This window comes from Billgrantia endophytica, assembly GCF_002879615.1.
GTDB lineage: Bacteria > Pseudomonadota > Gammaproteobacteria > Pseudomonadales > Halomonadaceae > Halomonas > Halomonas endophytica.
In genome coordinates this window covers 23750-38302 of the sequence record NZ_PNRF01000033.1, presented here as the reverse complement: position 1 = coordinate 38302, position 14553 = coordinate 23750, and the positions used below count along the sequence as shown (strand labels likewise).

The 14553-nt window shown below is 61.6% G+C and carries 15 protein-coding genes; 5 read left to right on the top strand and 10 right to left on the bottom strand.

Going from position 1 to position 14553, the window contains the following annotated elements; translation table 11 throughout:
• The 10 genes from C1H69_RS16685 to sugE all read right to left on the bottom strand — a co-directional run.
• Nucleotides 1-875: electron transfer flavoprotein subunit alpha/FixB family protein (locus tag C1H69_RS16685; RefSeq protein WP_102653468.1), on the bottom strand; the 875-nt coding region annotated here is incomplete at its 3' end.
• 14 nt (nucleotides 876-889) lie between these two features.
• A complete protein-coding gene (locus C1H69_RS16680; RefSeq protein ID WP_102653469.1) occupies nucleotides 890-1663 on the bottom strand; it encodes an electron transfer flavoprotein subunit beta/FixA family protein in 774 nt (257 codons plus the stop codon).
• Between the two features lie 38 nt (nucleotides 1664-1701).
• Nucleotides 1702-2106, bottom strand: coding sequence for a PaaI family thioesterase (locus C1H69_RS16675; protein WP_102654517.1), 405 nt, complete (start codon nucleotides 2104-2106; stop codon nucleotides 1702-1704).
• Between the two features lie 13 nt (nucleotides 2107-2119).
• Nucleotides 2120-2935: an HpcH/HpaI aldolase/citrate lyase family protein gene (locus C1H69_RS16670; RefSeq protein ID WP_102654516.1), complete on the bottom strand. Its 816-nt coding sequence runs from the start codon at nucleotides 2933-2935 to the stop codon at nucleotides 2120-2122.
• A 16-nt stretch (nucleotides 2936-2951) separates the two neighbouring features.
• Nucleotides 2952-4157 (bottom strand): CaiB/BaiF CoA transferase family protein, encoded by a 1206-nt coding sequence (locus C1H69_RS16665; protein ID WP_102654515.1) that lies wholly within the window; start codon nucleotides 4155-4157, stop codon nucleotides 2952-2954.
• 2 nt (nucleotides 4158-4159) lie between these two features.
• Nucleotides 4160-5530, bottom strand: a complete 1371-nt coding sequence (locus C1H69_RS16660) for an MmgE/PrpD family protein (protein WP_102654514.1) — start codon at nucleotides 5528-5530, stop codon at nucleotides 4160-4162.
• A 17-nt stretch (nucleotides 5531-5547) separates the two neighbouring features.
• Nucleotides 5548-6711: an acyl-CoA dehydrogenase family protein gene (locus C1H69_RS16655; RefSeq protein ID WP_102654513.1), complete on the bottom strand. Its 1164-nt coding sequence runs from the start codon at nucleotides 6709-6711 to the stop codon at nucleotides 5548-5550.
• Nucleotides 6698-7546, bottom strand: coding sequence for an HTD2 family dehydratase (locus C1H69_RS16650; RefSeq protein WP_102654512.1), 849 nt, complete (start codon nucleotides 7544-7546; stop codon nucleotides 6698-6700). Before C1H69_RS16650 ends, C1H69_RS16655 begins: the two co-directional genes overlap by 14 nt.
• Before the next feature lie 211 nt (nucleotides 7547-7757).
• Nucleotides 7758-8657, bottom strand: a complete 900-nt coding sequence (locus C1H69_RS16645; RefSeq protein ID WP_102654511.1) for a LysR substrate-binding domain-containing protein — start codon at nucleotides 8655-8657, stop codon at nucleotides 7758-7760.
• A 100-nt stretch (nucleotides 8658-8757) separates the two neighbouring features.
• Nucleotides 8758-9072 carry a quaternary ammonium compound efflux SMR transporter SugE gene (gene sugE, locus C1H69_RS16640; RefSeq protein WP_102654510.1) on the bottom strand — a complete coding sequence of 105 codons (315 nt, stop codon included), beginning with the start codon at nucleotides 9070-9072 and terminating at the stop codon, nucleotides 8758-8760.
• Between the two features lie 263 nt (nucleotides 9073-9335).
• Between sugE and C1H69_RS16635 the strand changes: the two genes are divergently transcribed.
• From C1H69_RS16635 to C1H69_RS16615, 5 genes are all read left to right on the top strand, one after another.
• Nucleotides 9336-10268 (top strand): CysB family HTH-type transcriptional regulator, encoded by a 933-nt coding sequence (locus C1H69_RS16635; protein WP_102654509.1) that lies wholly within the window; start codon nucleotides 9336-9338, stop codon nucleotides 10266-10268.
• Nucleotides 10269-10393: 125 nt separating this feature from the next.
• Nucleotides 10394-11452, top strand: coding sequence for a sulfate ABC transporter substrate-binding protein (locus C1H69_RS16630; protein ID WP_102654508.1), 1059 nt, complete (start codon nucleotides 10394-10396; stop codon nucleotides 11450-11452).
• Nucleotides 11453-11531: 79 nt separating this feature from the next.
• Nucleotides 11532-12362 carry a sulfate ABC transporter permease subunit CysT gene (cysT, locus tag C1H69_RS16625; protein WP_102654507.1) on the top strand — a complete coding sequence of 277 codons (831 nt, stop codon included), beginning with the start codon at nucleotides 11532-11534 and terminating at the stop codon, nucleotides 12360-12362.
• Nucleotides 12363-12374: 12 nt separating this feature from the next.
• The gene (cysW, locus tag C1H69_RS16620; RefSeq protein WP_102654506.1) at nucleotides 12375-13262 is read left to right on the top strand and encodes a sulfate ABC transporter permease subunit CysW; all 888 of its coding nucleotides are present in this window, start codon (nucleotides 12375-12377) and stop codon (nucleotides 13260-13262) included.
• A 29-nt stretch (nucleotides 13263-13291) separates the two neighbouring features.
• Complete coding sequence (locus C1H69_RS16615) at nucleotides 13292-14368, top strand: sulfate/molybdate ABC transporter ATP-binding protein (protein ID WP_102654505.1); 1077 nt, start codon at nucleotides 13292-13294, stop codon at nucleotides 14366-14368.
• Nucleotides 14369-14553: the final 185 nt, after the last annotated feature.

Sequence of the window (14553 nt, the reverse complement as noted above, 5' to 3'; positions counted from 1 at the left end):
ACCTGGAAGATCGGCGCTTCCTCGTCCTTGTTGATCGCCACGATCACCTTGGAGTCCTTCATCCCCGCCAGGTGCTGGATCGCTCCCGAGATGCCCACGGCGATATAGAGCTCCGGCGCGACGATCTTGCCGGTCTGCCCCACCTGCATGTCGTTGGGCACGAAGCCCGCGTCCACCGCCGCGCGCGAGGCGCCGATCGCCGCCCCCAGCTTGTCGGCGATGCCGTCGAGCAGCTTGAAGTTGTCGCCGTTGCCCATGCCGCGCCCGCCGGAGATCACCACCCGGGCACCGCCCAGCTCGGGCCGGTCGCTGGCGGCCAGTTCCTGCTTGATGAAGGTGGACTGGCCGTTGTCGACCACCGTGTCCACGCTTTCGATGGCGGCACTGCCGCCCTCGCTCCCTCTATCAGGGCAGGCATCGAAGCCGGTGCTGCGCACGGTGATGACCTTGAGGGTGTCGGCGCTCTTGACCGTGGCGATGGCGTTGCCGGCGTAGATCGGGCGCTTGAAGGTGTCGGCGTCGATCACGGCGACGATCTCGGAGATCTGCGACACGTCCTTGAGCGCGGCCACCCGCGGCAGGATATTCTTGCCAGTGGTGGAGGCGGCCGCCAGTACGTGGCCGTAGTCGCCGGCGAGTTCGGCGATCAGTGCGCCCATGGGCTCGGCGAGCTGGTGGGCGTAGGCGGCGTGGTCGGCGACGCGCACCCTGGTCACGCCATCGAGTTTCGCGGCGGCCTCGGCCACGGCGCCGACGTTCTCGCCGGCCACGAGGATGTCGATCTCTCCACCGATCTGTCGGGCTGCCGCGACCACGTGGGCGGTGGCGCCGGCGAGTTGGCCGTCGTGATGGTCGGCCAGAATCAAGATGCTCATGCGATCCGCTCCCTTCAAAGCACTTTGGCTTCGTTCTTGAGTTTGTCCACGAGCTCGTCCACGGAGCCCACCTTGATGCCGCCCTGGCGCTCGGCCGGCGACTCGACCTTGAGCAGCGTGACCTTGCTCGCCACCTCGACGCCGAGTTCCGCCGGGGTCGTGACGACCAACGGCTTCTTCTTGGCTTTCATGATGTCGGGCAGCTTGGCGTAGCGCGGCTCGTTGAGGCGCAGGTCGGTGGTGACGATGGCCGGCAGCGTCAGCTCGACGGTCTGCAGGCCGCCGTCGATCTCGCGGGTCACCTGCAGCGTTTTGTCACCCTCGTCACCGCTGAGTTTCACCTCGGAGGCGAAGGTGCCCTGGGACAGGCCCGCCAGCGCGGCGAGCATCTGCCCGGTCTGGTTGTTGTCGGTGTCGATGGCCTGCTTGCCCAGGATCACCAGGCCGGGCTGTTCTTCCTCGACCACCTTGGCCAGCAGCTTGGCCACCGCCAGCGACTCGACGCGCTCATCGGTCTCGGCTGACGTATCGATATGCACGGCACGGTCGGCGCCCAGCGCCAGCGCGGTGCGCAGTTGCTCCTGGGCGGCCTTGGGGCCGATGGTCACGGCGACCACTTCGGTGGCCACCCCGCGCTCCTTCAGACGCACGGCCTCTTCCACGGCGATCTCGCAGAAGGGGTTCATGGCCATCTTGACGTTGGTGAGGTCGACGTCGGAATGATCCGCCTTGACGCGGATCTTGACGTTGTAGTCGATGACGCGTTTGACCGCGACGAGTACTTTCATGAGAAGAGTTCCGTGATCGTTTGTCAGGGGATGAGAAGTTACGCTTCGTCAATGGAAAGCTGATGACGGCGAAAACTGCCCGAGGCGGTGGCAATCAGTTGCTCGCCCGCCAACAGTTTGGCTTCGGCAAAGAAAACACGCCGCCCTCCGCCGATACGCCGCCCCTTGGCCAGGAGAACGCCATGATGGCTCTTGGCCAGATACTGGATGCTCAGCGACAGAGTGGCGGCCCGGTGTTCGAGTCGGCCCTGCTCGGGACAGAACCCGCTGTAGCCACAGGCCACGTCCAGCAGGGTGGCGATCACACCGCCATGCAGACTGCCCTGGGTATTGGTGTGGTGGGCGGCGATCTCGAGCTGCCAGGTGCAGCTTCCCGGCTCCCACTCCACCAGTCGCGCGCCCAGCATGTCGATGAAGGGGTTGTGCAAAACGTTCAGGTCCATGGGCTCTCTCTTATCAATGACCGGCACGAGCCAGCAGCGCCCTGGCACGGGAGATCACCGGCGCATCGATCATCTGCCCATCGAGCTGGAAGGCGCCGCCAAGTGTCTCGGCGCCTTCCAGCACGCGCCGCGCCCAGGCCAGAGCCTCTTCGCTGGGGGTGAACGCCTGATGAATGGCCGGCAGCTGTCTGGGGTGGATGCTGAGCATACCGGTGAAGCCCATTTCAGCGGCATGCGTGGCGGTGCGTTCCACCGCAGTGAGGTCATCGATCTCGGGAACCACGCTCTCTATGGGAGGTGCCAGGCCGGCTGACCTGGAACAGACAACCAACTGGTAGCGACACTGGTCAAGGATCTTGCTGGCGCCATTCGTTCCCGGGGTCAAGTTCAACTCTGTTGCCATGTCCAGAGCCCCAAAACAGAGGCGTTCAATACCGGCAGTAAACACGAGACTCGGTAACGCCAGCAGCCCTCTCGCGGTCTCGATCAACGGCCACACAGGCTTGTTGCACGTGCGGACCTGTTCGATCTGATGACATGTTTCCGTCTTAGGCAGCATGACGCCCACGACGCCGGGGAAATTGGTACAAAGTGCCAGATCCTGCTTGAGTTCACGGCTTGTCGAGTTGACGCGAACCATGACCCGAGCGTCTGGCGTTTGCTCAAGGAACTCCTGTAACGCCTGACGCGCTTCGTCCTTCTTGTCGTGTGCTACTGCATCTTCCAAGTCAACGATGACGGCGTCTGCTCCACTGGCCAGTGCCTTAGGAATCCGCTCGGGGCGGGTCGCTGGGACAAAAAGAAAGGAACGCTGTAAGCCCTGCTTCATTGGTGACTCCCATCCATCAGATGACGCCCTGCGCCTTGAGGCGCTGGATATGCTCCGCACCATAGCCCAGGTCACCGAGAATGCTGACGCTGTGCTCGCCGAGTGCCGGCACGGCGCCCATCTGCGGCCGATAGCCGCTGTTGCGTCCCGGAGGCAGCAGCGCCGGCAGGCGGCCTGTCGGGCTGCCGACCTCTACCCAGCGATCGCGGGCCTTGAGCTGAGGATGATCCCAGACGCCATGCATGTCATTGACGTGGGCGTTGGCGATCTGCGCCTGTTCGAGGCGTGCGATGACCTCCTCGGCGCCGAGGCTGGAAAAGGCCTGGCAGATCAGTTCGCGAAGCTCATCCCGATTGGCCGAACGGAGTGAGTTGCTGACGAAGCGCGGGTCGGTGGCCAATTCGACATCATGCAGCACCACATCGCAAAATGCCTGCCACTCGCGCTCGTTCTGTAGACCGAGCATGACCGCCTGACCGTCGCCGGCCGGGAAGGGGCCATAGGGGTAGATGGTCGCGTGGGACGCTCCAGCGCGCGGGGGCGGCTCCGCACCCTGGTAGGCGTAGTACATAGGGTAGCCCATCCACTCCACCAGACTCTCCAGCATGGAAACGTCGATGTGACTGCCCTCTCCGGTCCGGTCACGCAGCATCAGCGCGGAGAGGATACCAGTGTAGGCATACATGCCGGCGGCAATGTCGGCGATGGAACAGCCCGCTTTCGCCATGCCGGCTTCACCGGGGGCACCGGTGGTCGAGAGAAAGCCGGCCTCGCTCTGGATCAGCAGGTCGTAGGCCTTCTTCTGCCTGTAGGGGCCGTCATCGCCGTAGCCGGAAATGTCGCAGACAATCAGCCTGGGAAAACGCTCATGCAGAGCCTGGAAGGAAAGTCCCAGGCGCGCGGCGGCGCCGGGGGCCAGGTTCTGTACCAGCACGTCGGCTTCGCTGAGCAATCGTTCGAGAATTTCGTCGGCCTCCTTCGCCTTGACGTTGAGCGTCAGGCTTTGCTTCGAGCGGTTGGTCCATACGAAGTGGGACGCCATTCCGTCCACCCGCTCGTCGTAGTTGCGGGCAAAATCACCGACTTCGGGTCGCTCGACCTTGATCACGCGGGCGCCGAGGTCGGCCAGTTGCCGCGTGCAGAAGGGAGCGGCAATCGCGTGTTCGAGGCTGACCACTGTCACGCCGTCGAGTGGGCGAGGGGCCTGGGGGGAATCCGTCATGCTCACTCCTTTCCTCGGGCTGGCAGCAGTGCCGCCATGGACGTGACATCGCGCAGGCCCCACGCCAGCTCGATCAGGTGTCGGGTCTCGCCATCGTCGGCCGCACCGGAGAAGCGGGCGAGACGCTGGAACTTGCTCTCCAGCTCGGGTCTCGAGAGCGGGTTTTCGGGGTCGCCCTTGGGATCGCGAATGGTAGCCTGGAAGGCCTGGCCGGCGTGGATCGTCACCTCCACCTTGCCGATCCACTTGTTCGGGTAGGCACCGTCCACCTCGGGGTCGAGGCGCATGGAGACCCGGCCACGGAAATCGGCCACCCGGGAATCCTCGAGAGCATGGTTCTGGAACTCTTCCAGTCCCGCCTTGCCGTGAACCGCGATCAGGCCAAGAACGGTACCCATGGAGAACTTGGCCTGGTGCACCGTGCGCGGCACCTCCACGGGCCCCAGCACATCGATGGCGGCCTGGTGGACATGAGTTACCACGGAAACAATGTCGGTGTGACTGAGCCCCTGCTGCTGCATCACATGCAACAGGGCGTCCGCGGCCGGATGGGTATGACGACAGGACGCATGGAACTTGAACGAGGTCTCCGTCAGCGCCCAGCGGCTGCCCAGGCGATCGGCCAGGCATGAGGGATCGGCATCCCGGGACATGCCCGCCGCCATCCCCTGCTTGCCGTCGAGAATTCGCTGGGCACCGGTGAGGCCGTCCGCGGTCATGTAAGCGGCAAGCAGGCCGTCGGCTGCCGCCTTGGCCGTATGCAACTGCTTCGAGTCCGCACCGTCCCGCAGGAACTCCCACAGCCCGGCGGCCTGGGTGCCGGCGCTGCCCAGAGCATGGACGAAGCCCGTGGACGAGAAGCCAAGCAGCTTGCCCACGGCAGCTGCGGCCGCCAGGGTACCCACCGTGCCCGTGGTATGAAAGATGGTGTAGTGGGAACGGCCGAGACATTCCCCGATGCGAATGCCCGCTTCGTAGCCGGCCACCGCGGCCAGGATCATCTCCCGGCCGGACTTGCCTTCTGCCTGGGCGGCGGCCAGTACGGCGGGAAACACCACCGTGCCGGGGTGCAGCACGGAGGAATTGTGCAAGTCATCCTGCTCCACCACATGGGAGGCCGCGGCATTGACGAAGGCGGCGAAATAGGGCGATGTCCCTTGTCGCAGGGTCAGTATCTCGCTGCCGCCATCGGCCGGGCCCATGCGCTGGGCATAGCGTTCGAACAGGGGGATCGGCGCGTAGTCCTTCCCCGCTAGTGCCGAACCCAGCCAATCCAGAAAAAGCTCCTCGCAGCGCGCCACTACCGGCTCGGGAATGTCTTCGTAACTCAGGGCGGCCAGAAAGTCCGCCAGCTCTCTTGTCGGGTCGGTCATGAGTGCCTCCTGCGGCATCAGAAAGAGCGCGGCATTTCGAGCAGGTGCTCGGCCACATAGGAGAGGATCAGGTTGGTGGAAATGGGCGCCACCTGATAGAGACGGGTCTCGCGGAACTTGCGCTCGACGTCGTACTCCGCCGCGAAGCCGAACCCGCCGTGAGTCTGCAGGCAGACATTGGCGGCTTTCCATGAGGCTTCCGCTGCCAGGTACTTGGCCATGTTGGCGCTGGCACCGGCATGCTGGCCGCTGTCGTACTCGTGGCAGGCGCGCCAGCGCATCAGGTCGGCGGCCTCCACCTCTATGTGCGCCTGGGCGATGGGGAACTGGACCCCCTGGTTCTTGCCAATCGGGCGGCCGAACACTTCACGGTCACAGGCGTAGCGGCTGGCCTTCTCGATGAACCAGCGGCCATCGCCGATGCATTCGGCGGCAATCAGCGTACGCTCGGCATTGAGACCATCGAGAATGTAGCGAAAACCCATGCCCTCTTCGCCGATCAGGCTGTCGGCCGGTATTTCCAGGTTATCGAAGAACAGCTCGTTGGTTTCATGGTTGACCATATTGGCAATCGGCTGGACGGTCAGCCCATTGCCGATGGCCTGGTGCAGATCCACCAGGAAGATCGACATACCCAGCGACTTTCTCTCCACCTGCTCCAGCGGCGTGGTGCGCGCCAGCAGGATCATCAGGTCGGAATGCTGGATTCGCGAGATCCATACCTTCTGGCCGTTGATGACGTACTTGTCACCCTTGCGTACGGCGGTGGTCTTGATCTTGGTGGTGTCCGTACCGGTAGTGGGCTCGGTGACCCCCATCGACTGCAGGCGCAGCTCACCGGCGGCGATCTTCGGCAGGTACTCCCGCTTCTGCGCCTCGCTGCCATGTCGCAGCAGGGTAAACATGTTGTACATCTGGCCGTGGACGGTGCCGGAGTTCCCCCCGCAGCGATTGACTTCTTCAAGGATCACCGAGGCTTCGGTCAGGCCCAGCCCCGAACCACCGTATTCCTCGGGAATCATGGCGGCCAGCCAACCCGCTTCGGTCAGCGCGGAGACGAACTCTTCGGGGAAACCCTTGCGCTCGTCCACGGCGCGCCAGTAGGCCTCATCGAAGTTGGCACACAGGCCGCGAACACCATCGCGAATGGCGTCGAGTGCCTCGGAATCATGGCTGAACATCGTCATTCTCCTTGTATTCGATCTCTGCCTGGTGCGCAGGGCCCTTGTCGTTGAATGCCCAGAGCGCACAGCGTTGGTTGCCCTGCTCATGGCCGCCCACCTGGAAGGAGGTATCGGCGATCAGCGGTCTAAGCCCGCGGTAGGCGAGGTATTGAGGGATGCGCTGTGGATATTGACGAATGAAGCTTCGCAGCATCAGCGTCGCGATCATGGGGCCGTGCACTACCAGGCCGGGGTAGCCTTCCTGCTCGGTGGCATAAGGGAAGTCGTAGTGGATGCGGTGGCCGTTGAAGGTGACGGCCGAATAGCGGAAGAGCATGACCGGAGAGGGGTGAAAGGTTTCGTCCCACACCAGTTCGGGCAGCGGTGTCGCGTTCTCCAGCTTCGGAGGGCTGGGCTCGCGGTAGACGATATCCTGCTCTTCGGTGATGCAGAGTACGTCGCCTTGGAAATAGCAATGCTCGACGGTGACGAACAAGAGTGCCCCGGTCTTGCCCTGCTTTTCCTTGACGGTGGCGATGGTGGAGCGTCGCTCTGCGGCCTCGCCGACGCGAAGCGGCTGCGTGAAGCGGACTCGGCCACCGGCCCACATGCGGTTTCGCCCCTCCACCGGAGGCAGGAAGATACCATGCGCAGGGTGGCCATCCAGGCCAAGCTTGCTCTCGAACACGGGCTTCTGGAAAAAGGCCCAGTGCCACAGATGGGGCAGGGCCTCGCCCATTTCGGGACACGCTTCGCCGAAAGTTATGGCGATGCGCTTCACCATGCTTGGAGACAAGTCGTCCCGGCTATGATCTTGCCTGCCAACCCAGTGACTATAGAGATCACCGCTCATTACCGCCCTCTCCTGGCTGCTTCAACTTGCGATAGGGGCCATGATGCGCAAGTGCGACGAGAGGGTGAATTTGGAATTTCATAACCCGGCGTTCCACTCAGGTGAAGGGCGGGTATGATCCGAAGCCGTGAGCCTGAAAAATATAGACTTTAGTCCATGTCATGGAAGTGGTTCATATTGCCAGGCCGCCCCAACAAGGAACAAACAAACCTCATTCCTTATAATCATGAAAGTCTCTAATAGCCTTGATAAGCTCTTTACTGGACTCAGGAAGAGAATCAAGTTCCCTTACTACAACAGAGCGTTCGCGCGTAGCCCAATCATCTTTCAATCGCACAATGCTTAAATCCATCGTACGCTGATACCTTAGCGCGCTAGACTCAGGAAGTATTCCTATACCCACACCGGCCTCTATCATGCGACAGGCTGGTTCAAAGCCAAACACTTGAATCCTCAAGGGCAAATAAACACCCAACTCAGTAACCTGTGCCTTAAGAAATTGCAGAAGTGTGCTTCCCTCGTGTAGACCAACATGAGGGTATTCCAATGTTTGCTGGAAAAAAATAGTCTCTCCTGTCTCAAGCGGATGCGAGGACGGGACAACGACCACAAGCCTGTCCATGCTGAAGGGCAACACCTCCAACCCTCTTATTTTGATCTCACCTGACGTCACTCCGAAGTCAGCCGCACCATCCAACACCCCCCTGAAAATATCGTTTGTCAGCCTTTCTTGAAGGTCAATCGTTATACCAGGGCGGCGCCCGAGAAAATCAGCCAAGACTTCCGGCATAAATTCCGTGACTGCAGTCGTGTTAGCGAATATCCTAATGTGCCCCACTTCACTATTAGAATAATTGGAAAAATCACTTTTCACATATTCCACCTGCCGCATGATTGCCCTGGCATGTTTAAGCAGCTTTTCGCCTGCAGGTGTTAGCTCTACCCCTTGGCTACCACGATAAAAAAGCCTACTACCCAACTGCCCTTCCAAGGATTTAATACGTGTACTGGCGGCGGCAGTAGATAAACTCGCGCGCCTGGCGCCACCTGTAAGACTCAAGGCCTCCGACACATGAATAAAAAGACGAAGATCGGGAAGATCAAAGTGCATTAACAATCACTCCAATTAGAATAATAGTTATCAGGTGGAAACGAGTCCATGCTCATAATCATCTCCATTTAAGAAAAGTCCTCCCCCGAACGGATACCACCTAACCAGCCAGCTTCAGGCCCACCAGTCCCGCCAGGATCAGCACCAGGCTGGCCAGGCGTAGCGGCGAAGTGCTGTCACCGTAGAGGAGCATGCCCAGCAGCACGGTGCCCACGGCGCCAATCCCTACCCAGATGGCGTACGCGGTACCCACTGGTAGCGATTTCATCGCCTGGGCCAACAGGTAGAAACTGCCAATCATGGCAATGATGGTCAATAGGCTGGGCAAGGGTCGGGAGAAACCTTCGGAGGCCTTGAGGCCCAAGGCCCAGACGATTTCGAGGAGACCGGCAACGACGAGAAGGAACCAGGCCATGAGCTTTGTCCATGGTCGGTCGGGGCCGTCCCCGGCAAGATAGGGGAGTACACCGGGTCGTCCCGGCAACGAAGATCGAGGACACGATTTTACTGCCCCCGGGCCCCAGGTCAAGACACCCCATGACCGAACACCAGCCCTCTGTTCCAGATCAACGATATCGATATCTGAATTTATTATTTTTGTTATGAAAATAATTATTTATATTTCAAATTAGAATATGACGGTTCCCCCCGCTCATTCATCCGCCAGAAGACGCGCCTATGAACCTGCAGCAACTGCGTATCGTCCGCGAGACCGTACGCCAGCACTTCAACCTCACCGAGGCCTCGAATGCGCTGTTCACCTCACAGTCCGGGGCCAGCAAGCATATCCGCGACCTGGAGGACGAACTCGGTGTCGAGCTGTTCGAACGCCGGGGCAAACGCATCCTCGGCTTGACCGTCGCCGGCGCCACTCTGATCGAGGTCATCGAACGGATCCTGCTGGATGTCGAGAACCTCAAGCGCTCGGCCCATCAGTTGGCCCATGAGGATCAGGGCAGCCTGGCCATCGCCACCACTCATACCCAGGCGCGCTACGCCCTGCCACCGGTGATCGCCCGCTTCAAGCAGGCCTTCCCCAAGGTGCATCTGGAGCTCCACCAGTGCGGGCCGGACGAGATCGTCTCGCTGCTCAAGGCCGGCAAGGTGGATATCGGCATCGCCACGGAAGCCTTGCATGAAGAGGGTCAGCTCTTTGCCTGCTTTCCCTTCCATCATTGGCATCATGGCGTGATCGTACCCAACGGCCACCCGCTGGACGACGGCGCGCTCCTGACCCTGGAACGCATCGCCGAGCATCCCATCGTCACCTATCACGAAGGCTTTACCGGCAGGGCTCGCATCGATCACGCCTTCGAGGCCGCCGATCTGGTGCCGGATATCGTGCTCACGGCCCTGGATGCCGATGTGATCAAGACCTACGTGGAGCTGGGGCTCGGCGTGGGCCTGATCGCATCGGTGGCCTACCACACGCAGCGCGATCAGGGCCTCAGGCTGCTCGACACCAGCCACCTGTTCCCACGCAACACCACCTACCTGGCCCTGCGCCGTGGGCATTTCCTGCGCAGCTACGCCTACCAGTTCCTGTCCTTCTGCCGTGAGGACCTGGACGAGAACAGCGTGCAGCAGGCACTGTCCGGGCGCGCCGCATAGATAGTGTTGTGGATGGCTTCATGAATAGATTTTGTGATAAGCAATCCAGTTTTTATTCGTTAATGTGATTAATAGGTCGCGGTAAGGTGGCCCTCACAACAGTATCACTCAAGGGGAAGCCCACCATGTCCAGCAACTCTTCTCACCCTCTACGCCGCCACGTCCTGGGCCTCGCCATCGTCACCGCGCTCGGAACGGCCAGCCTGGTCGGCACTGACCTGCTGGTCAATCAGGCCCAAGCCAACGACGTCGAGATTCTCAATGTCTCCTACGACCCGACCCGCGAGTTCTATCGCGAATACAACGCGCTGTTCAACGAGCATTGGCAAGGGGAAAACGGTCAGAGCGTCAACGTCCGCCAATCCCATGGCGGCTCCGGCTCCCAGGGCCGCGCCGTGATCGACGGGCTGGACGCCGACGTGGTCACGCTGGCACTGGCCTACGATATCGACGCCATCCACGACCGTGCCGACCTGGTTCCCGAGGACTGGCAGTCGCGCCTGCCCAACAACAGCTCACCCTACACTTCCACCATCGTGCTGCTGGTGCGCGACGGCAACCCAAAGAACATTCAGGACTGGGACGACCTGGCGCGCGACGATGTCGAGGTGATCACTCCCAACCCCAAGACCTCCGGCGGCGCGCGCTGGAACTACCTGGCGCTGTGGGGCTATGGGCTTGAGAAGTTCGATGGTGACGAGGAGCAGACCTACGAATTCGTGCGTCAGGTGTTCGACAACGTACCGGTACTCGACCCCGCCGCTCGCGGTGCCACCAACACCTTCGTCCAGCGCCGCATCGGCGATGTCTTCATCGCCTGGGAAAACGAGGCCTTCCTCTCGGTGGAACAGCTCGGTCAGGGCGAATACGAGATCATCATACCCTCACTGAGCATTCTCGCCGAGCCGCCGGTGACGGTGGTCGATACCAACGTCGATCGCAAGGGCACCCGCGAGGTCGCCGAAGCCTACCTGGACTTTCTCTACACCGACGAAGCCCAGCACCTCGCAGCCAAGCACTACTACCGCCCCAGCAACGAGGAGATTCTTGCCGAATACGAAGAGCTGTTCCCCGCGCTGGAACTGTTCGGCATCGATGAGGTGCTGGGTGGTTGGCAGAGTGCCCAGGAGACTCACTTCAACGACGGCGGTATCTTCGATCGCATTCTCGAAGAGATCAATTAAGCGTTAGCCAACAGCCAACCTTACCGACATCAACACATGGGGAGCCCGACGTGGCTCCCCATCCGATATGGGATTCGTTATGTCGATTGCCATCCCCCGCCGCCGGGTGATCCCGGGGTTCGGGCTGACCATGGGATTCACCCTGCTCTACCTGGGGCTGGTGTTTCTGATCCCGGTAGGTGCGTTTCTACTCTATACCACGACGATGAGTTGGGAGCAGTTCTGGAATGCCGTGACCCATCGCCAGGTGGTGGCCTCCTACAAGTTGTCGTTCGGCGCCTCGCTGATCGGCGCCACCATCAACCTGGTATTCGGCGCATTGGTCGCCTGGGTGCTGGTACGCTACCGCTTCCCCGGCAAACGTATCGTCGATGCCCTGGTCGACCTGCCCTTCGCCCTGCCCACCGCCGTGGCGGGAATTGCCCTGGTCACGCTGTATGCCACTACCGGCTGGGTCGGCCAGTACCTGGAGATCTTCGGTATCCGTGTCGCCTACACCCAGCTCGGCGTGGTGGTGGCACTGACCTATATCGGCCTGCCCTTCGTGGTGCGTACCGTGCAACCGGTGCTGGAGGATCTCGAAGCGGAACTCGAGGAAGCCTCGGCGAGCCTGGGGGCCGACCGCCTCACCACGGTGCGCCGGGTGATTCTACCGGCACTGCTGCCGGCGTTGCTCACCGGCTATGCCCTGGCCTTCGCCCGCGCCCTGGGTGAGTACGGCTCGGTGGTGTTCATCTCCGGCAACCTGCCGTTTCGTACCGAGATCACGCCGCTGCTGATCGTTGCCAGAGCCGAGCAGTACGACTACCACGGTGCCGCCGCCATCGGCACGGTGATGCTGGTCGCCGCCTTTCTGATGCTGCTGCTGATCAATGGCCTGCAGTGGTGGACCAGCCGGCGACATGGATAACAGGAGCGAACCATGAGCACTTCATCGACCGTGATCGAGACCAACGACACGCTTGCCAAGCGTTGGCGACGCGCCACCGAGGAACCGGCTTGGCTGCGCCTGGTGCTGATCGGCATCGCCCTGACCTTCCTGGCGCTGTTTCTGGTACTGCCGCTGACGGTAGTGCTCTACGGCGCCTTCGAGCGAGGCTTGAGCGTCTGGTACGACGCGATCCGCGACCCGGACGCCATGGCCTCGATCCGTCTGACTCTGCTGATAGTCGTCATCGTGGTGCCGCTCAACACCCTCTTCGGCATCGCCGCCGCCTGGGCCATCGCCAAGTTCGAATTCCGTGGCAAGCCGTTCCTGATCTCGCTGATCGACATGCCCTTCGCCATCTCCCCGGTCGTGGTGGGCCTGATCTTCGTGATTCTGTTCGGTTCCCAGGGCTGGCTGGGCCCCTGGCTCTCGTCGCATGACCTGCGCATCATCTTCGCCGTCCCGGGCATCGTCATCGTGATCGCCTTCGGTACTCTGCCGTTCATCGCCCGCGAGCTGATCCCGCTGATGCAACAACAGGGCAAGGAAGAGGAAGAAGCCTCGCTGACGCTGGGCGCCAACGGCTGGAAGACCTTCTGGCACGTCACCCTGCCCAACATCAAGTGGGGGCTGATCTACGGCATCATCCTGTGTAATGCCCGTGCCATGGGCGAGTTCGGCGCGGTGGCGGTGGTCTCCGGTCGGATTCGCGGCGAGACCAACACCATGCCACTGCATATCGAGGTGCTCTACAACGAGTACATGTTCACCGCAGCCTTCGCCGTTTCGTCACTGCTGACTGCATTGGCCCTGGTCACCATCGCCATCAAGAGTGCGGTGGAGTGGTATGACGAGCACCGCCAGCGACTCGCCGCCGCCTGATCCCATCCGCCGAATTTACGAGACCGCTCATGAGTATCGAGATCGATCACATCAACAAGCATTTCGGCAACTTCGTCGCCGTCGACAACGTCAGCCTCAACTTCCGCGACGGCGAGTTGACCGCCCTGCTCGGCCCCTCCGGCTCGGGCAAGACGACGCTGCTGCGCATCATCGCGGGTCTTGAGCAGCCCGATACCGGGCGCATTCTGTTTCACGGCGAGGACACCACCGACAAGCACGTCAGCGAGCGCGGCGTCGGTTTCGTCTTCCAGCACTATGCGCTGTTCAAGCATATGACGGTGTTCCAGAACGTCGCCTACGGCCTCACCGTCAGGCCCCGCAGCACCCGGCCCAACAAGGCCGAGATCAAGGAAAAGGTGATGCGCCTGCTGGAGCTGGTGCAACTCGACTGGACCGCACACCGCTACCCCAGCCAGCTCTCGGGTGGCCAGCGCCAGCGCATCGCCCTGGCGCGTGCCCTGGCCGTGGAGCCCAAGGTGCTGCTGCTCGATGAGCCGTTTGGCGCACTGGACGCCAAGGTGCGCGCCGAACTGCGCCGCTGGCTGCGGCGCCTGCATGACGAGATTCACGTCACCAGCGTGTTCGTCACCCATGACCAGGAGGAGGCGCTGGAAGTATCGGATCGCGTGGTGGTCATGAACAAGGGGCATGTGGAACAGGACGGCTCGCCGGAGGAGGTCTACGACCACCCGGCCAATCCCTTCGTCTATGAGTTCCTGGGCAACGTCAACCTCTTCCACGCCCGGGTGCACGACGGCGTGGCACGCATCGGTGATGTATCGTTGCCGGCGCCGGAATACCAGGGCTACAAGGACGAGCAGGGGCAGGCTTACGTGAGGCCGCATGAGATCGAGGTCTTCGCCGATTCCCAGCATACCGACGCGCTGCACGCCAGGATCGAGCTAGTCTCGGTCGTCGGTCCCACGGTTCGCCTCGAACTGCGCACCGACAACAGCGAGGATCTGGTGCATGCCGAACTGCCCAAGCACCGTTACCGGGCACTGGGGCTGAGCCAGGGCGGCGACGCCTGGATTCGTCCGATTCACAGTCGGGTGTTCCTGCCCGACGAGCGAGCCGCCAGCTGATGCCGATGCCACTGAGCCATTACCATCATCTTGCCGAAGGTCATGGAGGATGTCGTCGACAACGGCAATCACCGAAACCCGGTAACGCGTTACATGGCCTGGGTCTGAATCTGCAGCCTTTTGAATTCTGGAATCAAATGACAAAAAATCCATTCCAGGCCGCGGGATTGATCGAACTCGCCGAC